The 20,960-nt window shown below is 66.3% G+C and carries 20 protein-coding genes and 1 tRNA gene; 14 read left to right on the forward strand and 7 right to left on the reverse strand.

What is annotated here, in order from left to right; genetic code table 11:
* Positions 1–4 precede the first annotated feature (4 nt).
* From AB4Z44_RS18790 to AB4Z44_RS18815, 6 genes are all read left to right on the forward strand, one after another.
* Entirely contained in the window at positions 5–1,117 is a 1,113-nt protein-coding gene (locus AB4Z44_RS18790; RefSeq protein ID WP_404714278.1) for a DUF47 family protein, read from the forward strand.
* A 57-nt stretch (positions 1,118–1,174) separates the two neighbouring features.
* Positions 1,175–2,173: an anion permease gene (locus AB4Z44_RS18795; RefSeq protein WP_404711191.1), complete on the forward strand. Its 999-nt coding sequence runs from the start codon at positions 1,175–1,177 to the stop codon at positions 2,171–2,173.
* 53 nt (positions 2,174–2,226) lie between these two features.
* Positions 2,227–3,978 carry a single-stranded-DNA-specific exonuclease RecJ gene (recJ, locus tag AB4Z44_RS18800; protein WP_404711192.1) on the forward strand — a complete coding sequence of 584 codons (1,752 nt, stop codon included), beginning with the start codon at positions 2,227–2,229 and terminating at the stop codon, positions 3,976–3,978.
* 40 nt (positions 3,979–4,018) lie between these two features.
* A tRNA-Glu gene (locus AB4Z44_RS18805) sits at positions 4,019–4,094 on the forward strand.
* 458 nt (positions 4,095–4,552) lie between these two features.
* Entirely contained in the window at positions 4,553–4,795 is a 243-nt protein-coding gene (locus AB4Z44_RS18810) for a DUF6894 family protein (protein WP_404711193.1), read from the forward strand.
* A 140-nt stretch (positions 4,796–4,935) separates the two neighbouring features.
* Complete coding sequence (locus AB4Z44_RS18815) at positions 4,936–5,952, forward strand: glycosyltransferase (protein ID WP_404711194.1); 1,017 nt, start codon at positions 4,936–4,938, stop codon at positions 5,950–5,952.
* 4 nt (positions 5,953–5,956) lie between these two features.
* Here AB4Z44_RS18815 and AB4Z44_RS18820 read toward each other — a convergent pair whose 3' ends face one another.
* The 3 genes from AB4Z44_RS18820 to sppA all read right to left on the reverse strand — a co-directional run bounded on the left by AB4Z44_RS18820 (position 5,957) and on the right by sppA (position 10,287).
* Positions 5,957–7,132 (reverse strand): glycosyltransferase family 2 protein, encoded by a 1,176-nt coding sequence (locus AB4Z44_RS18820; protein WP_404711195.1) that lies wholly within the window; start codon positions 7,130–7,132, stop codon positions 5,957–5,959.
* Positions 7,132–8,322, reverse strand: a complete 1,191-nt coding sequence (locus tag AB4Z44_RS18825) for a glycosyltransferase family 4 protein (protein WP_404711196.1) — start codon at positions 8,320–8,322, stop codon at positions 7,132–7,134. The genes AB4Z44_RS18820 and AB4Z44_RS18825 overlap by 1 nt, the downstream gene beginning before the upstream one ends.
* Before the next feature lie 90 nt (positions 8,323–8,412).
* Positions 8,413–10,287: a signal peptide peptidase SppA gene (sppA, locus tag AB4Z44_RS18830; RefSeq protein WP_404714279.1), complete on the reverse strand. Its 1,875-nt coding sequence runs from the start codon at positions 10,285–10,287 to the stop codon at positions 8,413–8,415.
* Positions 10,288–10,415: 128 nt separating this feature from the next.
* On the opposite strand from sppA, the gene AB4Z44_RS18835 reads away from it, so the two are divergent.
* The 5 genes from AB4Z44_RS18835 (at position 10,416) to groL (ending at position 14,726) form a co-directional block, all read left to right on the forward strand.
* The gene (locus AB4Z44_RS18835; RefSeq protein ID WP_404711197.1) at positions 10,416–10,691 is read left to right on the forward strand and encodes a metalloregulator ArsR/SmtB family transcription factor; all 276 of its coding nucleotides are present in this window, start codon (positions 10,416–10,418) and stop codon (positions 10,689–10,691) included.
* 3 nt (positions 10,692–10,694) lie between these two features.
* Positions 10,695–11,441 (forward strand): DUF1648 domain-containing protein, encoded by a 747-nt coding sequence (locus tag AB4Z44_RS18840; RefSeq protein WP_404711198.1) that lies wholly within the window; start codon positions 10,695–10,697, stop codon positions 11,439–11,441.
* Positions 11,442–11,463: 22 nt separating this feature from the next.
* Positions 11,464–12,528: an acyltransferase family protein gene (locus tag AB4Z44_RS18845; RefSeq protein WP_404711199.1), complete on the forward strand. Its 1,065-nt coding sequence runs from the start codon at positions 11,464–11,466 to the stop codon at positions 12,526–12,528.
* Positions 12,529–12,743: 215 nt separating this feature from the next.
* Positions 12,744–13,031, forward strand: a complete 288-nt coding sequence (gene groES, locus AB4Z44_RS18850) for a co-chaperone GroES (protein ID WP_404714280.1) — start codon at positions 12,744–12,746, stop codon at positions 13,029–13,031.
* A 48-nt stretch (positions 13,032–13,079) separates the two neighbouring features.
* Positions 13,080–14,726, forward strand: a complete 1,647-nt coding sequence (gene groL, locus AB4Z44_RS18855; protein ID WP_404711200.1) for a chaperonin GroEL — start codon at positions 13,080–13,082, stop codon at positions 14,724–14,726.
* Between the two features lie 63 nt (positions 14,727–14,789).
* On the opposite strand, the gene AB4Z44_RS18860 is transcribed toward groL, so the two are convergent.
* Positions 14,790–15,701, reverse strand: coding sequence for an alpha/beta hydrolase family esterase (locus AB4Z44_RS18860; protein ID WP_404711201.1), 912 nt, complete (start codon positions 15,699–15,701; stop codon positions 14,790–14,792).
* 61 nt (positions 15,702–15,762) lie between these two features.
* Between AB4Z44_RS18860 and AB4Z44_RS18865 the strand changes: the two genes are divergently transcribed.
* Complete coding sequence (locus AB4Z44_RS18865; RefSeq protein ID WP_404711202.1) at positions 15,763–16,326, forward strand: DNA-3-methyladenine glycosylase I; 564 nt, start codon at positions 15,763–15,765, stop codon at positions 16,324–16,326.
* 87 nt (positions 16,327–16,413) lie between these two features.
* Complete coding sequence (locus AB4Z44_RS18870) at positions 16,414–17,019, forward strand: hypothetical protein (protein ID WP_404711203.1); 606 nt, start codon at positions 16,414–16,416, stop codon at positions 17,017–17,019.
* Between the two features lie 29 nt (positions 17,020–17,048).
* On the opposite strand, the gene AB4Z44_RS18875 is transcribed toward AB4Z44_RS18870, so the two are convergent.
* Genes AB4Z44_RS18875 through AB4Z44_RS18885 form a run of 3 tightly spaced genes read right to left on the reverse strand, consistent with a single transcriptional unit; the run spans position 17,049 to position 18,794 of the window.
* Positions 17,049–17,507: a GreA/GreB family elongation factor gene (locus AB4Z44_RS18875; protein ID WP_404711204.1), complete on the reverse strand. Its 459-nt coding sequence runs from the start codon at positions 17,505–17,507 to the stop codon at positions 17,049–17,051.
* Between the two features lie 58 nt (positions 17,508–17,565).
* The gene (locus AB4Z44_RS18880) at positions 17,566–17,847 is read right to left on the reverse strand and encodes a hypothetical protein (protein WP_404711205.1); all 282 of its coding nucleotides are present in this window, start codon (positions 17,845–17,847) and stop codon (positions 17,566–17,568) included.
* Positions 17,844–18,794 (reverse strand): MlaA family lipoprotein, encoded by a 951-nt coding sequence (locus AB4Z44_RS18885; protein WP_404711206.1) that lies wholly within the window; start codon positions 18,792–18,794, stop codon positions 17,844–17,846. Before AB4Z44_RS18885 ends, AB4Z44_RS18880 begins: the two co-directional genes overlap by 4 nt.
* Positions 18,795–18,888: 94 nt before the next feature.
* Here AB4Z44_RS18885 and AB4Z44_RS18890 point away from each other — a divergent pair, with 94 nt between their 5' ends.
* The gene (locus AB4Z44_RS18890; RefSeq protein WP_404711207.1) at positions 18,889–20,931 is read left to right on the forward strand and encodes a protein-disulfide reductase DsbD family protein; all 2,043 of its coding nucleotides are present in this window, start codon (positions 18,889–18,891) and stop codon (positions 20,929–20,931) included.
* Positions 20,932–20,960 lie beyond the last annotated feature (29 nt).

A 20,960-nucleotide genomic window follows, 5' to 3' on the forward strand; every position in this document is an offset into this window, starting at 1 on the left:
CGAAATCCGCCAGGTCGCCGCTTTACCCTACCGCATCGATGACGGTGGCGCGGTGCGCGTGCTGCTTATCACCAGCCGCGAAACGCGGCGCTGGGTGGTGCCCAAGGGTAATCCGATCCGGGGGCTGGCGAGCCACGAGGCCGCCGCGCACGAGGCGTTCGAAGAGGCCGGGGTAAGCGGCATTACCTGCCCGACGCCATTGGGATCGTACAATTATTACAAGCGCCGCCGCAATGGCAGCGTGAAGCGCGCTACCGTCGCGCTCTTCCCGCTTGCGGTCACCGACCAGGCTGACGATTGGCCCGAGCAGGATGAGCGCGACAGCCAGTGGTTTACTTTGCCCGCAGCCGCGGCGGCGGTCGACGAGCCCGATCTCGGCCGGCTGATCGGCGACTTTCGGATTGCGCGGCGCCCGGTTGGCAGGATCGCCCGGCTGAAGCTATGGGCCGAAGCTCAGGGCGGGAGAATGCCGATGTTACGCTGGTTCCAGGCGCTCATGCCAAAGCAGGGGCGCTTTTTCGAACTGTTCGAAGAGCATGCCGCGACCCTGGTCGCTGGCGCGGATGCGCTTGCGCGTTTGCTGCAGGGTGGGGCCGACATCGCGGTTCATGTCCGCGAGGTCTACGATCGCGAGCATCAGGCCGACGATATCACACGCGAAGTGCTGCAGGATGTCCGCCGCATCCTGATCACGCCGTTCGATCGAACCGCGATCACGGGGCTGATCGCCGCGATGGATGACGCGATCGACCAGATGAACCAGACCGCCAAGGCGATCATGCTCTACGAACTGACCGAGTTCGAGCCGCAGATGCGCGATATGAGCGGTATCATCGTCGAAGCCGCGCGCGTGACGACCGAGGTGATGCCGCTGCTGCGCTCGATCGGCGACAATTCCACGAGGATTCTCGAACTGACGGCGCGGCTGGTCGAACTGGAAGGCCACGCCGACGAGATCCACGATTCGGGCCTGAAGGCTTTGTTCAAGGCCACCGGCGACGCGCGTCCGATGACCTTCATCGTCGGCCGCGAAATCTACAGCCATCTCGAACGCGTGGTCGATCGCTTCGAGGATGTCGCGAACGAGGTACAGGGGCTGGTGCTTGATCACGCGTAGAGGGCGTGCCGGTCCTTCCGTGCTGAGCGAACGGGGTGTCATTGGGGTTTCGCCGCGATGAGCCACATCGCCTTCCCCATGCTGGCCGGGCTGATCGGCATCGCCCTGCTGTTCGATCTGCTGAACGGGCTCCACGACGCCGCCAATTCGATCGCGACGGTGGTTTCGACCCGCGTGCTTTCGCCGCAGGTCGCGGTATTCTGGGCGGCGTTCTTCAACTTCATCGCCTTCGTCGTGTTCAGCCACAGCGTCGCCTACACGATCGGCAAGGGTACGATTTCGGCGGATATCGTCGATGCGCAAGTGGTGTTCGGCGCCCTGATGGGGGCGATCAGCTGGAATTTGATCACCTGGGGGCTGGGTATACCATCATCGTCCAGCCACGCGCTGGTCGGCGGGTTGATCGGTGCGGGCATGGCCAAGGCCGGCCTGTCGGCGATCGTCTGGTCGGGCGTGCTCAAGACCGCGGCGGCGATCTTCCTGTCGCCGGCGATCGGGCTCGCGCTGGCATTGGTGATGATCCTGATCACCAACTGGCTGTTTGCGCGGCAGACGCCCGCGAGCGCCGATCGGAAATTCCGCAAGCTCCAACTCTTGTCGGCGGCGGCTTACTCGCTCGGCCATGGCGGGAATGATGCGCAGAAGACGATGGGGATCATCACCGTCCTGCTATATTCGCAGGGGATGCTCACCGGCGCATTCCACATCCCGATCTGGGTGGTGATTTCGTGTCAGGCGGCGATGGGGATCGGCACGCTGGCCGGCGGCTGGCGCATCGTCCACACGATGGGATCGAAGATTACCCGTCTGACCCCGGCCCAGGGTTTCTGTGCGGAAACGGGTGGCGCGATCACGCTCTTCCTTGCCAATCTCGGAGGCATCCCCGTCTCCACCACCCATACGATCACCGGCGCGATCGTCGGCGTGGGCGCGTCGCGGCGCATGTCGGCGGTGCGCTGGAACGTGGCGTCGAGCATCGTCGTGGCCTGGATCGTGACACTGCCGGCGGCGGCCTTGATGGGGGCGGTGTTCTTCTGGCTGGTGGATCTGGTTTAGCCACGCGGGGGAAGGGATTCACGCGGAGTCCCGTAACCTGTACACCACGTCCGATGATGCCCGCGCTTTCCGTCACCCATTCAATTCTTGGCCAGCCGTGGCGCTGGCGGGGGCTCGCCGCGGAAGGTCTCGATGCGGACGACCTCGTCACGCAACTCCTGCTCGCGCGCGGCGTGGCGCGCGAGGCGCTCGATCAGCATCGTACGCCGACGATCCGCGGCTTCATGCCCGATCCCTCGATCTTCCGTGACATGGACGTTGCCGCCGAACGGCTCGCCGCAGCCGTCCTGGGCGGCGAGCGGGTCACTGTGTTCGGCGATTACGATGTCGACGGCGCCACCTCGGCGGCACTGCTGATCCGCCTGCTGCGCGGGCTCGGGCTCGATCCGCAGGCCTACATCCCCGATCGTCTGATGGAAGGCTACGGCCCCTCCGGCGAGGCGTTGGTCCGGATTGCCCAGGGTGGGGCGCAGCTGATCGTCACGGTCGACTGCGGTGCGCAGGCGTTCGAGGCGCTCGACATGGCGGCCGAGGTAGGTGTCGACGTGATCGTCGTCGATCATCACAAATGCGCCAGCGCGCTCCCGCGTGCCCTGGCGCTGGTCAATCCCAATCGGCTCGACGAGGATGAGGGTGCGGCGCACGGCCACCTCGCCGCGGTCGGGGTCGCCTTTCTGCTCGGCGCCGCCTTGTTGCGGACCTTACGGACCCGCGGCTGGTTCGCGTCGCGCCCCGAGCCCAAGCTGATCGAATTGCTCGATCTCGTCGCGCTCGGAACCGTCGCCGACGTCGCCCAGCTCAAAGGGCTCAACCGGGCCTTCGTTGCCCAGGGCCTCAAGGTCATGGCGCAGGGCCGCAATGTCGGGCTCACCGCGCTCGCTCGTGCTGCCGGTCTGCTGAAGCCGCCGAGTTGCACCGATCTCGGTTTCGCGCTCGGCCCGCGCATCAATGCCGGCGGCCGAGTCGGCAAAGCCGATCTCGGCGTGCGCCTGCTTACGACCGAGAATGCGGCCGAGGCGGAGGAAATCGCGGCCGAACTCGATCGGCTCAACGGCGAGCGCCGTGCGATCGAGGCGGCCGTTACCGAGGCAGCAGAAACGCTGGTGGCGGCGCAGGGCAATCGCGCGGTCGCACTGGTCGCGGGGGCGGGCTGGCATCCCGGCGTGATCGGCATCGTCGCGGGCCGACTCAAGGAGAAGCTCGGCCGCCCTGCGATCGTGATCGCGCTCGACGATGAGGGCGTCGGCAAGGGTTCCGGTCGCTCGATCGCCGGGGTCGATCTCGGCGCGGCCGTGCTGGCGGCCAAGGATATGGGGTTGCTCGTCGCTGGCGGCGGTCATGCGATGGCGGCGGGGCTCACCGTTGCCGCCGACAAGGTCGATGCGCTCGCCGATTTCCTCGACGAAAGGCTTGCGGCCGGTGTGGCGCTCGCGCGCGACGACCGCGCCCTGTTGCTCGATGCGGTGCTGAGCTGCGGCGGAATCGCTCCAGGCCTGGTCCACGCGCTCGATGCGGGTGGGCCTTACGGCGCGGGTTGGCCGTCGCCCCGGGTCGTCGCCGGCCCGGTACGGATCATCAAGGCCGACATCATCGGCAATGGCCATGTCCGTGCCGTCGTGGCGGGCGACGATGGCCGCTCGCTCAAGACGATCGCGTTCCGGCAGGCCGAAAGCCCGTTGGGGCAGGCATTGCTCGGGGCCGGCCCGCATCGCCGCCTGTGGCTCGCCGGCCGAGCGCGGATCGACGACTATAATGGCGGCACCAAAGCCGAACTTCATATCGATGATGCCGCCTGGGCGGATTGACCTGAGGCCGATCGCCTCCTAAGCGCGTCGCCTCGCAGACGGCCCCTTCGTCTAGCGGTCTAGGACGCGGCCCTTTCACGGCTGAAACACGGGTTCGATTCCCGTAGGGGTCACCAGCTGGATTTAGCTGGTTTTTCTTTCTGCCGGCGTGGTTTTCCCACCAGGCGCAGGACTCCCCCGACTATCTTCGCAGCCCCGCGGGCGACCACGGGGGTGGCCGGCGTTGGGCGTGGCCGGGCCCCCGTCATGCTGGGATCGCACTTATCGGTGCCGCTCAAATCATTATCGCCGACAAACGCGGACACCAGATGCTGGATTCTGTCCATCAGGCTTTTCGCTCACAAAAAGGGGGCGGCCGGCCTCAAGGGCGCGGCTGAGGCCGATTGGCTCGGGCGTCCGGACACGGCCAGAGAAGCTTGCACGGCAGCCTCCATGACGGCGCAAGCCTTTCTCATTTCGACTGATGTCTCGTCCGTTAAGTACATTCCCGGAAATGCAGACTTTTTCAGATCTGCGATGGATGGCGCGATCAGCAGTCGGCCACGGCGATCCAGCGAGTTGGGAAGGCACGTAGATGCCGAGGTTTCATTTCAACATCAACGACAGCTTCGATCACGAAGGCACTGTGCTCGCAAGCGTGCAAGCTGCGAAATGCGAGGCTGTGAAGCTGGCGGGTCGCGTGATCTGCGAGGAGCATGCTGACTCGTTCTGGCTCTCGCGCGAATGGACCATGAGCGTCACCGACGATCAGAACCTCCTGCTCTTTCAACTGGTCATGCTCGGTACCGAGGCGCCCGCGCTCCGCGGGGCTGCATGATAGGCGCCGCCGCACATGAGCGGCGGGCGCCCCGGCCGCCTTCATGATCGGGCATCGCTGCAGCGTCCTCGCCGGTGCCACGCTGCATTGACGTTCCTCGCAACATCGCCGACAGCACCTGCATGGCATCAGGAGGCGAGATGATGCGTGCTGCCGAAAATCGCGTCGGCATAGTCGTCATCGGCCGCAACGAGGGTGAGCGGCTCAAGGGCTGTTTGCGCTCGGTCATCGGCGCTGGTCCGGTGGTCTACGTCGATTCGGGATCGACCGACGGCAGCCAGGATTTCGCGCGATCGTTCGGCGTCGCGTTGGTCGAATTGCCGGTGCCGCCCAAATTCACTGCTGCGCGTGCGCGCAACGCCGGTATCGCCGCCTTGCTGGAACACGCGCCGGGGCTGGAGATGATCCAGATGGTCGATGGCGACTGTATCGTCGAACCCCGCTGGATCGAAACCGGGGTCATGGCGCTCGATGCCGATCCGGGGCTGGCCGGGGTGTTTGGCCGTCGCGCGGAGATAGCGCCCGATCGCAGCATCTATAACCGCATCTGCGACATCGAATGGAATGTTCCGCCCGGCCCGGTGCTGGCGACGGGAGGCGATGCGCTGTTCCGTGTCGCGGCGCTGACGCAGGTCGGCGGCTACGCGGACGATCTGATCGCGGGCGAGGAGCCGGACATGTGCGTGCGGATGGCGCGTGCGGGCGGCTGGCGCTTCCTGCGGGTCGACGAGCCGATGACCCGCCATGATGCGGCGATCACGCGCTTCGGCCAGTGGTGGAAGCGTGCCCGCCGTGCCGGCTATGCCGCCGCCGAGCATGTCGGGCGGCACGGGGCGGGCGCCTTGCCCGGCGATGTCGCGCAGGTTCGCCGGATGATGCTGTGGGGCTTCTGGTTGCCAGCGCTCGCTTTGCTGTCGCTGTTGCTGGCGCTGCTCGACTGGCGCCTCGGTGCGATCGCCGTTCTTCTCGGTGGGCTCTACCTGCTCCAGTTCCTGCGGTTGTCGCGGCGCGAACGGCCGTTCTGGCCCTCCGCCCGGCTGGCGTTCGGCGCGGGTGCGCTCCGCGTGATCCACCAGTTCGCGGCTTTTTCGGGGCTCGCCGGCCGCTGGCTCGATCGTGTCGGCAAACGCGACCGCAAGATCATGGAATATCGCTGAGGGATCAGTCGATCCGCTCGGTCCGGACCCAGGCCGGTTTCTCGTCCTTCCGGATGATCTTTCGGTAAAGCGCGATTTTCCACAGCATATAGAGCGGCAGCCGCGCCAGAACCCTGCCCGAAAGCACGCGGCGTCCGGCCACGGCCCAGGCGGCGAGCACGGCCAGCACGATCAGCGCCATCAGCCCCGCCAGCACTGCGAACGCGGTCGAGGGGCCGCCCAATGCTGCGATCACGCCTAGCACCGCCACCAAGGCGACATTGGCCATCAACAGCAAGGTCAGGGGCGGTGTCAGCAGATGCAGCCCCATCCAGAACAGGCTCCACGATCCACGTCGCAACCCTTCGCCGACCAGAGGCAGCGCCATCGTGCGGGCGGTCGCCAGGAAGCCGCCTTCCCAGCGTGACCGCTGGGTCTGGGTGCCCTTCTCGCTACTCGGCGTCGACCAGACCAGCCCCCCCTCGTCGAACAGAGGCGGTTGGCCCGCGCGAACCAGCTCGATCCCGATCGCCAGGTCCTCGACGATATTGCCGGTGGCGAGGTCGAGCGTGCTGAAGGTGGCCCATGGAAAGGCCATGCCCGATCCCGTCATCAGCGCGGGCGCGCCCAGCCGTCGCCCGCCGCGCTGGCGTACCAGATTCTTCACCAGCAGGGCGAAGTTGGAGATCTGGACCATCGGCGCGTCGACCGGGCGCGAGCCGAACAGGTAGGCGGCCTGGACGGCGCGGCCGGTGGCGTGCGCGGTCGCGGCGATCTGCTCGATCGTGCCGGGCTCGGGCACGCAATCGGCATCGATCAGGATCGCAACCGCGGGTGGGTCGGCGGTGAGCACCGCGCGGCCATGTGCAAGCGCGTAGCCCTTGCCGCGCTGATCGGGGCGGTCGAGCACGGTCACCTCCGCGCCGGCAGCACGCGCCTCCTCGGCGGTACGGTCGCTGCAATTATGCGCCACCAACAGCACGCGAACGGCGGGCGGGATCACGGCAAGAATTGCCGCCACCGCGGCGCGCACGCCGCTTTCCTCATTATGTGCGGGAATGATCAGGGCGATGCGGCTTGCGTCGATCGGTGCCGGCCGGGCGCCTTTCTCCTTCGCCAGGCCCAACGTGACCTCGGCCAGGAAGACGCAGTCGATGACGATCAGCGGCATGCAGATCAGGAAGAGGATCAGCCCGATCATCACAGCGCCCCCATCAATGTGGCGATCTGGCGGGCGTTGCGCCCGGCATCGTGCTGCTCCAGCACCCGCGCGCGACCGATCGCGCCCATCTCGCGCAGCCGTTCCGGGCTGGCGGCGAGCGCCTCGGCCATCGCATCGGCGAGCGGTTCGACCGATCCGGCCGGAATCAGCCAGCCGCAGCTCGCATCGACGAGCTCGGGCGTACCTGCGATCGCGGTGACGATCACCGGCGTGCTCAGCGCCAGCGCCTCCATGATCACCACCGGGAGCCCCTCGGCGAAGCTCGGCAGCACCATCGCGCGCGATTGGGTGATCGCATTGCGCACGCCGGCGGCGTCGAGATAACCGGTGATGGTGACGTTTTCAGTGAGCCCGCGCTGGGCGATCATCGCCTCGATCTCGCGCCGCATCTCGCCATCGCCCACCAGCGTGAGATGGAAGTCGATTCCGCGCTGCTTCACCAGCGCGGCCGCCTCGATCAGTATTGGCAAGCCCTTCTGCCCGCTCAGTCGCGCGACACAGCTCAGTTCGGGGCGCTCGACCGGCGGTGCCGTCTCTGCCCCGGCGAACATCTCGTCAACCCCGCATCGTATCACCGCCAGCTTGTCCCACGCCGCCGGATCGGTCCAGCGCATCAGCTGGCTCCGGCCAAACGAACTGATCGCGACGACAAAGCGGGCATCGGCGATCTTGCCCGGCAGATCGAGCATGCGCGGCCCATCGAATTCCTCGGGGCCGTGGACGGTGAAGCTGTAGCTGACCCCCGAAAGGAGATGCACCAGTCGGGCGACCGCTGCCGGGTTCGTGCCGAAATGGGCGTGGAGGTGGCTTACGCCGGCCAGGCGGCCGACGATCCAGCACGCCTCGAGCAAGTAGATGAGCTGCCGGGCAATCTGCGATGGCCGGCCCTGCCCCATCGATATGGCGGCGCGCAGGGCCCTGGCGAACCGGCCTGGGCGCGTCAGCATCGTCCTGAGCCCGGCCCCGATCAGGGCGCCCATTCCGTCGGCGAGTACCACCTCGGTACGAGCGACCTCTGCTCGATCCTGCGCATCGGGCAGATCGCGGGCGGGCGGGCGGATCGAAAAGCGGCGGACCGTGCCGCCCGCGGCCTCGATGCCCAGGATCTCGCGACGGATGAAGCTATGGCTGACGGTGGGGTAATGATTGACCAGATATGCGATCGTCATCAGGCGCCACCTTGCTGCGTCTCGTCGAACAATGCCGTCACCCGCGGCATCGTGGCCATGCCACTTTGCGATTCGGTTAGCAGCCCGGAATCATTTGCCTATGAGCGCCAGCAAGGCGGGCGTCAGTTTGAGGCGGGTAGGCGTTGACGGTGCCTCCGCAAAGCCGCATTCGATGCAACGCACCTGGATTGCCGGGCCAGCTGCAATACGCTCGGCATCCCCGATAGCGCCGAGCAGCAGCACCTGCGGCCGCTGCGCGATCCGTGTCCAGGGATCGATCGCGTCACCGCCATTGGTGTCGTTTTTCTGGGTCCAGTCACGCAGCAGGCTCTTCCAGCTGTTGGGCTCGCGCTCGATCCAGCGCGGCGTGGCATCGGTGCCCGACAGGTTCGCCTGGCTCGCAGCCAGGGCGATCGCATCGTCCAGCCCGCCAAAGCGATCGACCAGCCCCAATTGCCGCGCAGTACCGCCAGCCCAGACGCGGCCCTGCCCGATCTCGTCCACCTTCGTGGGGGTCATGTGCCGTGCCTGGCCGACCAGCCCGATGAAGCGTCGATACACTGCCTCGATCCCGGTCTGGATCAGCCGGTCGAAGGTCTCGCTCGTACCATGGTAGATGTCGGGCTGGCCCGACAAAGGCGTGGTGCCGACGCCGTCGGCGGAGAGGCCAAGCTTCTGGAGCGTCCCGGCCAATGTCGGGATCATGCCGAATACGCCGATCGATCCGGTGATGGTCGATGGCTCGGCGAAGACGGTGCCGCCCGTGGTCGAAACCCAATAGCCGCCCGACGCCGCGACCGATCCCATCGACACCACCACCGGCAGCCCCTGCGCCTTGGCGGCCAGGATCGCAGTCCGGATCCGCTCCGATCCGGTTACCGATCCGCCAGGCGAATCGATTCGCACCACCAGGGCCTTGATCCGCTTCTTGGCGAGCTCGCTGGTCAGCAGTTTGGCGATGGTCTCGCCACCTGCCGTGCCGGGCCCTGCGGTGCCGTCCGTGATCTCGCCGGCAACGGTCAGCACGCCGACCTTGCCGGCCGCGCCATCGGGATGCGCTGCCAGATAGCGATCGAACGGCAGCGCCGAATAGCTGCCCGGACCGCCGTTCGCATCGGTGCCCGCAATCGACGCGACCCGCTGGCCGAAGGCGATCCGGTCGCCGAGCGTATCGACGAGCCCGGCGCGCATCGCGGCGCTGGCGCTGTCGCCCTGTGCCGCTACCAACGCGCCGGCCGGATCGCGGGCATAAGCGGCGATCGTGGCTTTGGGGCGTGCCTTGTGAACGTCGTCCTGCCAACTCGCCCACAGGGAATCCGCGAGCGCCTGATTGGCCGCGCGCGCCTCGGGTGACTGGTCGGTCCGGATATAGGGCTCGACCGCCGACTTGAACTTGCCGACCTTATAAACGTGCGTGGTGACGCCGATCTTGTCGAGCAGCCCCTTATAATAAAGGTGCTGCGTGCCCGGTCCCGTCAGCAGCACAGCGCCGAGCGGGTTGAGCCAGACCTCGCTGGCATGCGCGGCGAGTTGATAGCTGTCGTCGCCATAGCCGGTGGCATAAGCCAGGACCGGCTTGTGCGCGCGCCGAACCACATCGACCGCTTCGCCCACCGTCTCGATCGCGGTCTGGCCGCCCCCGGTAAAGCTGTCGAGATCGAGCACGACCGCCTTGACCTGCGCGTCGGTCGCAGCGCTGCGGATCGCGCGGACCACGTCGCGCAAACGATACTCGCGCGTCGCCGGCGTATTGCCGGATAGGATAGCGAACGGATCGGCATCCTTGGGTTGCTCGACCACCGCACCGTCGAGCCGCACCACCAGCGCCCCGCTATTGGCCAGTGCCGGGTTGGGCCGGACAGTCAACGCGGCATAGAGGATCGCGAAAAACAGCAGCAGGAGGAGCAGGACGAGCGCGTCCTTGACCCCGACCAGCAGCTTCCACAGCCCGCGTACCACCCGCATCGTCACTCGTCCTCCCGCGCCTCGGCGGCGCGCTGTGCTATTTCTGTAGTACACGGAGAGGGCAGGCGATAGCGGGCACGCATAATTATGATTTGTCATTTAGCTAATTAGCTAATATACGAATCGATATGGATTCCGTGTTCGAAGCCCTTTCGCATCCCATCCGGCGCGAGATATTGGAAATTTTGAAGCGGGGCAGCCGCACGGCGGGCGAGCTCGCCGATGCTTTCCCCGTCTCCAAGCCGACCATGTCGGCGCATTTCGCCAAATTGAAGGCGGCGAACCTGATCCAGGCCGAGCAGCGTGGCGCCTCGGTCGTCTACAGCCTCAACCTCTCGGTCCTCGAAGAGGTGTTGCTCGGGTTCATGCGGCGCGTCGGCCACGCCCCGCGCGAAGGAGAATAGGTCATGCGGACCAAGGGTTTGCTCGCTGTGTCGGGGCTCCTGATCGGCGGATTGGCGCTTACGGCGGTGGTGGCCGGGCAGGCGCTGCCGCCCGACGTGCGGCTGCCGATGCACTGGAATGCGGCCGGCGAGGTCGATGGTTGGGGCAGCAAGTGGGCCGCTTTGCTGGCGCCCGTCGCGCTCGGGATCATTATCCCGGCTATCCTCGCCGGCGCCGGGCGCTTCGTGCCGCGCGGTGATGCCATGGAGCGTAGCGCCGGGCTGGTCCGGATTGCGTGGCTCGGCACGATCGGTCTCGCCTGGACGATCGAGTTGATGGTGTTGGCGGTCGCGTTCCGCTGGCCGGTGGCGCCGGTCCGCATGCTGTTGATCGCGATGGGACTGTTCCTGGCCGCATTGGGCAACCAGTTCGGCAAGTCGCGCCCGATGTGGCTGATCGGCATCCGCACGCCCTGGACGATGGACGATCCTGACGTCTGGATCGCGACGCATCGACTGGGGGAAAATTGTTCGTCGTGGCGGGGGCGATCTGGCTCGCCGCCGGCCTGTTCGGCTTTTACGGACGGCATGTGGTGCCCGTGCTCGTGGCGGTCATGCTCGTGGCGGCTTTCGTCCCTGTCGTCTGGTCCTACGTGCTGTGGCGTCGGACAGCGCGTTCCGGGCGGGGTCAGGATAGCAATCCGGTGGCGTGACAGATGCTTTTATTGTAGCGGACGCGCGAACCGGCCTGCTCCGACGAGCATCCGTTAACGAAGGGCTGCCAGCCGGCGTCATGATTTCGAGCGAGGGCAGCGAGGCCCATCCATCCCAACCGGTTTCGGGCGATCCGACCGCCGCCGTCGGCCATCGCGGCAAGCGGTTGCCGATGCTCGATGGCTGGCGCGCGATCAGCATCCTGCTTGTGCTTGCCGCGCATATGCTGCCTCTCGGGCCGTCGCGCTGGCGACTGAACGAGGCCGCCGGGATACTCGGCATGGCTGTTTTTTTCACGCTGTCAGGCTTCCTGATCGTCAGCATGCTGCTGCGCGATTCGGACATCAAGGCGTTCCTGATCAAGCGCTTGGCGCGTATCCTGCCGCTGGCGTGGCTGGTTCTCGCGCTCGCTCTTCCAATCCGGGGTCTGCCCTGGCCCTACTGGCCGGCAAACTTCCTGTTCTACGCCAACCTGCCGCCCTTCTGGCTCGACAACTGGACCAGCCATTATTGGAGCCTGTGTGTCGAGATGCAATTCTACCTCGCGATTGCCATCGCGGTAGGTGTGTTGGGGCGTCGTAGCCTGGTGCTGGTACCGATCGCCGCTGTGATCGTAACCGTCGTGCGGATCTTGGCCGACACGCCGGTCTCGATCGTCACCTGGCTTCGAGTCGACGAGATTTTGGCAGGCGGCATTCTCGCGCTCGTAATCCACGCTGCGCCGAATGGCGGGGCGGCCCGCATGCTGCGGTGGCTGCCGTTCTGGCCGGTCGCGTTGTTGTTCCTCCTCTCGAGCCACCACGCGCTGCCGGCACTGAATTATGCCCGCCCTTATCTTGCTGCATCGATGGTCGGCATCACGGTCATGCGGCGAGTTCGCGGAGCCAGCTCGCTCCTAGAATCGCAGCCGATGGCCTATCTCGCGACGGTCTCCTACGCGGTGTATATCATCCACCCCTTTGCGATGATCGGCTGGCTGGGATCGGGCCACGGCGTAGAGAAGTATCTCAAACGGCCGATCAGCTTCGCGATCATCTTTGCCTTGGCCCACCTCTCGACGTTCCATTACGAGAAAAGGTTCCAGGATTGGGCGCATCGCGTGACGCGAAAGCGAACCACGACCCAAGCCGTGGCACAAGCCTGAGCGCACCACGCGAGGGTCGATCTCGATTCGTCTCGGCAAGTGTACGCCTGACCAGCTCGCCTTTGAATCTTCCGGCCCGTTCCTTGACAGTCCCGGACACCCGCCACATATGCCCGTTGGCACTCACCGATGGCGAGTGCCAACAAGTTCATTGAACGTGGGGAGAGGGTGATATGTCACTTAGCCTGCCCGCGTTGCAGGAAAGGGACATTTCCATGGGTTTTCGACCGCTGCACGATCGCGTGCTGGTTCGCCGCGTTGAAGCCGAAGAGAAGACGGCTGGCGGCATCATCATCCCAGATACCGCCAAGGAAAAGCCCCAGGAGGGCGAGGTCGTCGCCGTCGGCGGCGGTGCCAAGAGCGAAGACGGCAAGGTCACGCCGCTCGACGTCAAGGCCGGCGACAAGATCCTGTTCGGCAAGTGGTCCGGCACCGAGGTCAAGATCGGTGGCGAGGACCTGCTGATCATGAAGGAAAGCGACATCCTCGGGATCGTCGGCTGATCTGATCCGCATCCGCGGTTTCAATGGATTTTAGGAAGGACTTTCAAAATGGCAGCGAAAGACGTCAAGTTTTCGCGTGACGCCCGTGAGCGCATTCTGCGCGGCGTCGACATCCTGGCCGACGCGGTCAAGGTGACCCTGGGCCCCAAGGGCCGCAACGTCGTGATCGACAAGTCGTTCGGCGCGCCGCGCATCACCAAGGACGGCGTCACCGTCGCCAAGGAGATCGAGCTCAAGGACAAGTTCGAGAACATGGGCGCGCAGATGCTGCGCGAAGTGGCCTCGAAGACCAACGACATCGCCGGCGACGGCACCACCACCGCCACCGTTCTCGCCCAGGCGATCGTCCGCGAGGGCATGAAGTCGGTTGCGGCCGGCATGAACCCGATGGACCTGAAGCGCGGCATCGATCTTGCCGTCGCCAAGGTCGTCGAGGACATCAAGTCGCGCTCGAAGCCGGTTGCCGGCACCAACGAAGTCGCGCAGGTCGGCATCATCTCGGCCAATGGCGACACCGTCGTCGGCCAGAAGATCGCCGAGGCGATGGAGCGCGTCGGCAAGGAAGGCGTGATCACCGTCGAGGAAGCCAAGGGCCTCGAGTTCGAGCTCGATGTCGTCGAAGGCATGCAGTTCGATCGCGGCTACCTGTCGCCTTACTTCATCACCAACCCCGACAAGATGACGGTCGAGCTCGCCGATCCGTTCATCCTGATCCACGAGAAGAAGCTCTCCAACCTGCAGGCGATGCTCCCGATCCTGGAAGCCGTGGTGCAGAGCGGTCGTCCGCTCCTCATCATCGCCGAGGATATCGAGGGCGAGGCGCTGGCAACCCTGGTCGTCAACAAGCTGCGCGGCGGCCTGAAGGTCGCGGCCGTCAAGGCACCGGGCTTCGGCGATCGCCGCAAGGCGATGCTCGAGGATATCGCTGTCCTGACCAAGGGCGAAGTGATCTCCGAGGATCTCGGCATCAAGCTCGAGAGCGTCACGCTCAACATGCTCGGCACCGCCAAGCGCGTTTCGATCGACAAGGACAACACCACCATCGTCGATGGCGCCGGTGAAGCCGAATCGATCAAGGGCCGCGTCGAAGCGATCCGCAAGCAGATCGAGAACACCACCAGCGATTACGACCGTGAGAAGCTCCAGGAGCGTCTCGCCAAGCTCGCCGGCGGCGTTGCCGTGATCAAGGTCGGCGGTTCGACCGAAGTCGAGGTCAAGGAGCGCAAGGATCGCGTCGATGACGCGCTGCACGCAACCCGCGCAGCGGTCGAGGAAGGCATCGTCCCCGGCGGCGGTACGGCTCTGCTGTATGCCACCAAGGCGATCGAGGGCCTCAAGGGCGCCAACGACGACCAGACCCGCGGCATCGATATCATCCGCAAGGCGCTCTATGCGCCGGTCCGCCAGATCGCGCAGAATGCCGGTCATGACGGTGCGGTGATCTCGGGCAAATTGCTCGAGGGCAATGACCCGACGATGGGCTTCAATGCGCAGACCGACACGTACGAGAACCTCGTCACCGCCGGCGTGATCGACCCGACCAAGGTCGTTCGCACCGCGCTGCAGGACGCGGCTTCGGTCGCTGGCTTGCTGATCACCACCGAGGCGGCGATCTCCGAGCTTCCGGCCGACGACAAGGCGCCTGCCGGCATGCCCGGCGGCGGCATGGGCGGCATGGGCGGGATGGACTTCTAAGTCCTGCCCAACCAACGCAGACAAGAAGGGCCGGGGGAGCAATCCTCCGGCCCTTTTCTTGGTCTAACTCTTGCGGCGATGACGGGAGAAGAAGGTCCACATCGTCTCGTTATCGGCGAGCCAGCTATGCGTCCCGCCGATCGTCATCCGCACGACGATGTCGGCGCCTTGGCGGCAATGCCCGAAGCGCTCTTCGTAAAGCTGCGTCGAAATGCCACGCCGGATCGGCGTAGGGGCGCAGCCGTTCAGCATCGCCCATCGATCGAGCGCCGCGCGCATCGAATATTGCCAATAGGCCGATCCACCGCCTTCGATGGGATTTTCGGTGTCTTTGTCGCCGGCAAAGGTGATGATCGGCATCGGCCGCGCCGGCTTGCAGCTTGCGGGATCGGGCCGCGTCGGGTCCTGCGCTGCGGGCAGGCCTGCGCGCAGCCCCGCGACCGGGGCGATCGCGGCGAAGCGATCGGCCGCGACACATCCGAGCAAGGATGCCATCCGCCCGCCGCCCGAAAAGCCGGCGGCGTAGATCCGGCCGGAATTGATACAGCGATTGGCGCGCAACCAATCGATCGCCGCAAGCACATAGGCGATGTCGTCGGGATCATCTGCGCCGGGCATGGCGCCCGACGGGGTCGGGACGCCCGGGATATTCCATACGAAGCCGCCATCCAGCGTGATGCCCCCGTCGGGCACCGCGAGGATGAAGCCATGGGCATCGGCGGTCGCTGCGAGATTCGACTTTGCCAGCATCCGCTCGCCCGTGCCACCGCTACCGTGGAACAGGAAAAGCAAGGGAGCCGGACGGCGCGTGTCCGACTGTGCAGGCAGATGGATCAGCATCGCGCGCCCGGTGCCGGGAATCGCAATGCGCTGGCTCGTCCCTGCCGGGGCGATACCGCAGTCGGCCCATAACGGCGCGGCGATCAGCGCCATGAAGACGGCGGCCACCTTGGCCAGGCGTGTGACAATTCCCATTCGGATCTCCCCCGCTGCGGCGCCGCTGGCGAACCGCGATGGGTTATCCTAGCGTCGGGTCATGACCGATCATCCCCTTATTCGCTGCGCCTGGGCCGATGCCGATCCGCTGATGGCCGCCTATCATGATGCCGAATGGGGCGTGCCGGTGCGCGATTCACGCATGCTGTGGGAGATGCTGGTGCTGGAAGGGTTCCAGGCCGGTCTGTCATGGCGCACCATTCTCCATCGCCGCGACGGTTTTCGCGCCGCTTTCGATCAGTTCGATCCCGCCATGATCGTCTGCTACGACGCGGCCAAGGTCGATGCGCTGATGCAGGATCCGGGCATCATCCGCGCCCGCGCCAAGATCGAGGCGACGATCGGCAATGCCCGCGCCTGGCTCGCAATGGCCGACGCAGGCGAGGATTTCGCCGATTGGGTCTGGCAGCTCGCGGGCGGCACGACCCAGACGAATGACGGTGTGCATGTGCCGGCCAGCACACCGGTTTCGGAGGCGATGTCGAAGGCGCTCAAGGCAAAGGGCTTCAAATTCGTCGGGCCGACCATCGCTTATGCCTGGATGCAGGCGGTCGGGATGGTCAACGATCATGCGCCCGATTGCTTTCGCCGCCACGAGGTCTGATTTTAGGCCAGCAGGTGCCGCGCTCATCGGCCGTTCAGGTGCGGATGGCAGAATTACCGTGTCTCGTATTGCATTTAGGAGGATTCGATGCGGACGGTTACGAAACTTCTTCTCGCGGGCGTGGGCGCCGCTGCCTTGGCGAGCGTGGCGATCGCGGCCGATCGCACGCATGTGCTGAACGTCGTGATGCCCGACGGCTCGGTTGCGCAGGTCCATTATGTCGGCGATGTCGCACCCAGGGTGGTGGCGATGCCGGCGGCGGATCTCGTGCCGGTCGCGATGACGAACGATTCGCCTTTCGCCATGTTCGATCGCATCTCGGCCGAGATGGATGCGCAGATGGACGCGATGATGCGTCAGGCTTCGGCTTTGACCACCGCTGCTCCAGCCGCAGGTGGTCAGCTCAGCGACGCCGCCTTGAAATCGCTGCCTGCCGGCACGGTCAGCTACAGCTTTACCTCGTTCTCCAGCGGCAACGGAGCGTCGTGCAGCCAGAGCGTGCAGGTGACGTCGCTCGGCGCCAATCAGGCACCCAAGGTGGTTCGCCAGGATTCGGGCGACTGCACCGCCGTCAATAGCCGCGCGCCGGTGCCGGCAGTGGCCAAGCCGGCTCCGGCTGGCGCGCCCGCGCTGACGCCGGTCAACCTCGAAAAGCCCAAGGCCCCAGCCAAGACGCCGGAAACGCGTATCTGATTATCGCGGGGGATGCGGGCGGCTTGCCCTCATCCCCCGATCGAGAGGATTTCGATCGCGTCATCGCGCCCGCCGAACGGCAGCAGGTCGCCTTGGGCCGCGCCGATCAATGCCTGCGCAAGCGGGGCGGATAAAGCGAGGAGCCCGGCGGCGGGGTGCGCTTCGTCGTCGCCGACGATCTGCAAAGTGCGCGGCTTGCCGTTAACACGGATTTCAACCCGGCTACCGAAGCCGATCTCGTCCTGGGGCGGTGGCGGAGCGAGTTGCGCGGTGGCGAGCCGCTGGCGCCAGTAGCGCAGATCGCGCCGCGCATCCTCCAGCGCTTCGCCGGCGGCCATGTCGGCCACTTTGGCCTCCAATTCGGCCACACGCTGTTCGATCAGCTTGATGCCGCGTTCGGTCACCAGATTGGGGCCGGGCGGGATCGGGAGCTCGAACTTCGGCTCCTTATGCTCATCGTCGCTCTCGCGACGGAAAGCCACGCTCACATCGTCTCTCCTGAATATTCTCCGCGCATCAAACGCTCCAGGCGCGCCCGGTTCCGTCCTAGCGCGGCGCGGTGTCCCCGCCATTGCCTTCTATCGGCGGCGTCTCGTCGGCCGCCGCCCGATCCTGATCGCCGTCGGCATGGGCCGGCGCCGGCGCTGCGGTCCGGCGCGCCGGTAACGGCGTGGCGGCAGCCTGATCGGCGGCGGCCAGATCAGCGAGAGTCTTGGCGGCAGTCGCATTCTCCGCCGCCCGATCTGCATCAAGCGTTACGTCGGCGACTTTTCCTCTGTGGCAGGCGCTCAGCAGAAGCAGCAACGCCAGCGCTGGGCGCTTGCTCACTGGTGCGGACTGGGCGTCGGCGCATCACCCGGCAGGGGTGCGGCGCTTTCCGGCAGAGGCTGGGTGGCGGGTTTAGGCAGGGCCGGCGCCGTGGCCGGTTCGTCGCCCGGCAAGCCCGCTTCGCTTTGCGGCGGCGCTTTGCCCGCCGGCGGGGTTGCGGCAGCATCGCCAACCGGCGTCGGCACGCCCTCGGCTGCGGGCGGCTCGTCGGCCGGACCGGCGGCGCTGTCCGAATCCTCCTGGTTCAGGATGTCGGCGCGGCGCCTCTGCAGGAAGGCCGATCGCGCGGCCGCATAGGGATCGAGGCTCGATTCGAGAAAGGCGTCGCCGCCGCTTTCGATCAGTTCGGAGCGTGCATTGATTATCTGCAGTGCGCGATAGCCGCGCTTGTACCAGACGTTCACGTCCGCATGATTGATCCCGATACTGACCGGATCGGCATAGGCACCGATGCCCTGGCCGATCGCGTCGCGCATCGTCGAGGGACCGAGTAGCGGCAGAACGACATAAGGCCCCGCATTGAAGCCCCATACGGCCATCGTCTGGCCGAGATCCTCATAGGCCGCCGGCATACCCATCTTGCTCGCCCGATCGAACAGGCCAGCGATACCGATGGTCGAATTGATCGCGAACCGGCCGAGATTGCGCAGCGCGCGCTTGCCATGGCCCTGCAGCGCATTGTTGATGAACGACCAGGGTTCGGTCAGGTTGGCGAAGGCGTTGGTGATGCCGCGACGCGCGGGTGCCGGCGTGACCGCCCGATAGGCTTTCGCGACGGGCCGCAGGATCGCCTTGTCGGCGGCCATGTCGACCGCCCAGATGCCGCGGTTGACCTTTTCGAGGGGATCCTTCTCGGCCAGCCGGTCCTGCCCGACGGTGGCGCAGCCACCGAGCAAGACGAGTGCGACGAGCGGGGCGGCGATGCTGGGGGCACGACGGAAAACCATGACGTTCGCGTGCCATAGCGCAGTGCAGCGGGCAAGGGGCCGCGATCGCAGGTGGGGCAGTGTTTTCTTGGGCCGTCTGCCCTATGTTCGCGCCATGTCACGCCTGATCCTCGCGCTGCGGTTGCTCGTCGCATTCCTGTCGCTCGCGCCGGCAGCGGTTATCGCTGCGCCGAATCATATTGCGGCGGCGCTGGTGGCGGAGACGCCGACCCCGGCATCGGGATCGCGGATCATGCTCGCTTTCTCGATGAAGCCCGATCGCGACTGGCACGGCTATTGGATCAATCCGGGCGATGCGGGCCTGCCGACGCGGGTGAAGTGGGATGCGCCCAAGGGGCTGGTCTTCGGCGCGCTCGAATATCCGGTGCCGCAGCCGCTGCTGATCGCGGGCCTGATGAATTATGTCTACGAAACCGATTATGCCCAGTTGGTCACCCTCGACATTCCCAAGGGGCTGGCGGCCGGCACCCGGCTGCCGATCTCGGTCACCCTCGATTGGCTGGCCTGCAATCCGCAGACCTGCGTGCCCGAAACCGGGACGCTCAAGACCGAATTGACGGTCGGCGACGGCGCGGTCGCGCCCGCCATGGCGGCTGAGTTCGATCGCTGGCGCGCGGCCTTGCCTCGCCCGCTCGGCAGCCCGGCGCATTTTCAGGTGGCGAATGGCCGCTTCCGGTTGGAAGTGCCGCTTCCCGCCGCCGCCACCGCGGACAAACCCTATTTCTTTGCCGCCACCGATGGCGTGATCGATTATGCCGCACCCCAGACGGTCGCGCGCGAGGGTGATCGGCTGGTCATTGAAACCGCCGCCAAGGCGACGACCCCTCCCAAAGTGGAAGGCGTCGTGCGGCTCGGCCCGGCGACGGGGGGCGTGCTGACGGCTACGCCCGGCGTCGTCGCAGCGGCGGCATCGGGCGGCACCGCTTCGGCCGGGACGGCGGCTGGTGTTGGCACCAGCTTTCTGGCCGCACTTGCCGGGGCGATCCTGGGCGGCTTGCTGCTCAACATCATGCCGTGCGTCTTCCCCATCCTGAGCCTGAAAGCGCTCAGCCTCGCGCGCTCCGGCACGTCGGCCGCGCATGCGCGGAGCGAGGCGCTCGCTTACACGGCCGGTGTCGTGTTGGTGTGCCTGTCGCTGGGCGCCGTCATCCTGCTGCTGCGGGCCGCGGGCGGTGTTGCGGGATGGGCGTTCCAGCTTCAGGATGCGCGCGTGATCGCGGGTCTGATGCTTCTCGTGCTTGCCATCGGACTCAATCTCGCGGGCTTGTTCGAACTGCCGGTGATCTCGGCCGGCAGCGGCCTCGCCAACAAGGAGGGCCCCGCGGGCGCCTTCTGGACCGGGGCACTGGCGGCGTTCGTGGCGACGCCCTGTGCCGGGCCCTTCCTGGGTGTCGCTCTCGGCGCGGCGCTGCTGCTGCCGGTGCCCGCGGCGATGGCGGTTTTCGGAGGCCTTGGGCTCGGATTGGCGCTGCCCTTCCTGCTGTTGGGCTTCATCCCCGCCCTTCGTTCGCGCCTGCCGCGTCCCGGCGCGTGGATGGATACGATGCGCCGCATCCTCGCGCTGCCGATGCTGGTGACGGCGCTCGGCCTGGCCTGGGTGCTCGGGCGGCAGGCGCAGGTGAACGGCATGGCGATCGGCCTTGCCGCCGCTTTGGTGCTGGCGCTGGGATTGTGGTGGGTCGGCCGTCGGCAGAATGGCTTCAAGACGGGGGCGTGGTGGCCGGTCGTGCCGGCGCTGGCGGCGGCGGTGGCCCTGATTGCCGTCGTGCCGCGCGCGGCGCCCGCTCAGGCGGCGACTATCGCCGGCAGCGATGAACCGTTCAGCGAGACACGCCTGGCGGCGCTCCGCGCCGAGAAGCGCCCGGTCTTTCTCTATTTCACCGCTGACTGGTGCCTGACCTGCAAGGTCAACGAGAAAGCCGCGATCGAGAGATCGGAGGTGACGCAGGCTTTCGCCGCAAAGAAGATGGCGGTGATGGTGGGGGATTGGACGCGCGGCGATCCGGCGATCAGCCGCTTCCTCGCGGCCCATGGCCGGTCGGGCGTGCCGTTTTATCTGTTCTATCCCGCCGACGGTTCGGCTCCGCGGGAACTGCCGCAGGTGCTGACGCCCGGAATGTTGGCGGCTTTATCCTGATTCCCCTCCCGCAAGCGGCAGGGGCGTAA

The organism is Sphingomonas sp. MMS24-J13, assembly GCF_044905095.1.
Lineage (GTDB): Bacteria > Pseudomonadota > Alphaproteobacteria > Sphingomonadales > Sphingomonadaceae > Sphingomonas_I.

Excerpts from the sequence above, each read along its gene's own strand:
- AB4Z44_RS18885 (WP_404711206.1), bottom strand. The coding sequence starts at position 18,794 with ATGGTTTTCCGTCGTGCCCCCAGCATCGCCGCCCCGCTCGTCGCACTC.
- AB4Z44_RS18815 (WP_404711194.1), top strand. The coding sequence starts at position 4,936 with ATGATGCGTGCTGCCGAAAATCGCGTCGGCATAGTCGTCATCGGCCGC.
- AB4Z44_RS18820 (WP_404711195.1), bottom strand. The coding sequence starts at position 7,132 with ATGATCGGGCTGATCCTCTTCCTGATCTGCATGCCGCTGATCGTCATC.
- AB4Z44_RS18860 (WP_404711201.1), bottom strand. The coding sequence starts at position 15,701 with ATGGGAATTGTCACACGCCTGGCCAAGGTGGCCGCCGTCTTCATGGCG.
- AB4Z44_RS18810 (WP_404711193.1), top strand. The coding sequence starts at position 4,553 with ATGCCGAGGTTTCATTTCAACATCAACGACAGCTTCGATCACGAAGGC.
- recJ (WP_404711192.1), top strand. The coding sequence starts at position 2,227 with ATGATGCCCGCGCTTTCCGTCACCCATTCAATTCTTGGCCAGCCGTGG.
- AB4Z44_RS18825 (WP_404711196.1), bottom strand. The coding sequence starts at position 8,322 with ATGACGATCGCATATCTGGTCAATCATTACCCCACCGTCAGCCATAGC.
- groL (WP_404711200.1), top strand. The coding sequence starts at position 13,080 with ATGGCAGCGAAAGACGTCAAGTTTTCGCGTGACGCCCGTGAGCGCATT.
- AB4Z44_RS18835 (WP_404711197.1), top strand. The coding sequence starts at position 10,416 with ATGGATTCCGTGTTCGAAGCCCTTTCGCATCCCATCCGGCGCGAGATA.
- AB4Z44_RS18865 (WP_404711202.1), top strand. The coding sequence starts at position 15,763 with ATGACCGATCATCCCCTTATTCGCTGCGCCTGGGCCGATGCCGATCCG.
- groES (WP_404714280.1), top strand. The coding sequence starts at position 12,744 with ATGGGTTTTCGACCGCTGCACGATCGCGTGCTGGTTCGCCGCGTTGAA.
- AB4Z44_RS18795 (WP_404711191.1), top strand. The coding sequence starts at position 1,175 with ATGAGCCACATCGCCTTCCCCATGCTGGCCGGGCTGATCGGCATCGCC.
- AB4Z44_RS18890 (WP_404711207.1), top strand. The coding sequence starts at position 18,889 with ATGTCACGCCTGATCCTCGCGCTGCGGTTGCTCGTCGCATTCCTGTCG.
- sppA (WP_404714279.1), bottom strand. The coding sequence starts at position 10,287 with ATGCGGGTGGTACGCGGGCTGTGGAAGCTGCTGGTCGGGGTCAAGGAC.
- AB4Z44_RS18870 (WP_404711203.1), top strand. The coding sequence starts at position 16,414 with ATGCGGACGGTTACGAAACTTCTTCTCGCGGGCGTGGGCGCCGCTGCC.
- AB4Z44_RS18845 (WP_404711199.1), top strand. The coding sequence starts at position 11,464 with ATGATTTCGAGCGAGGGCAGCGAGGCCCATCCATCCCAACCGGTTTCG.
- AB4Z44_RS18840 (WP_404711198.1), top strand. The coding sequence starts at position 10,695 with ATGCGGACCAAGGGTTTGCTCGCTGTGTCGGGGCTCCTGATCGGCGGA.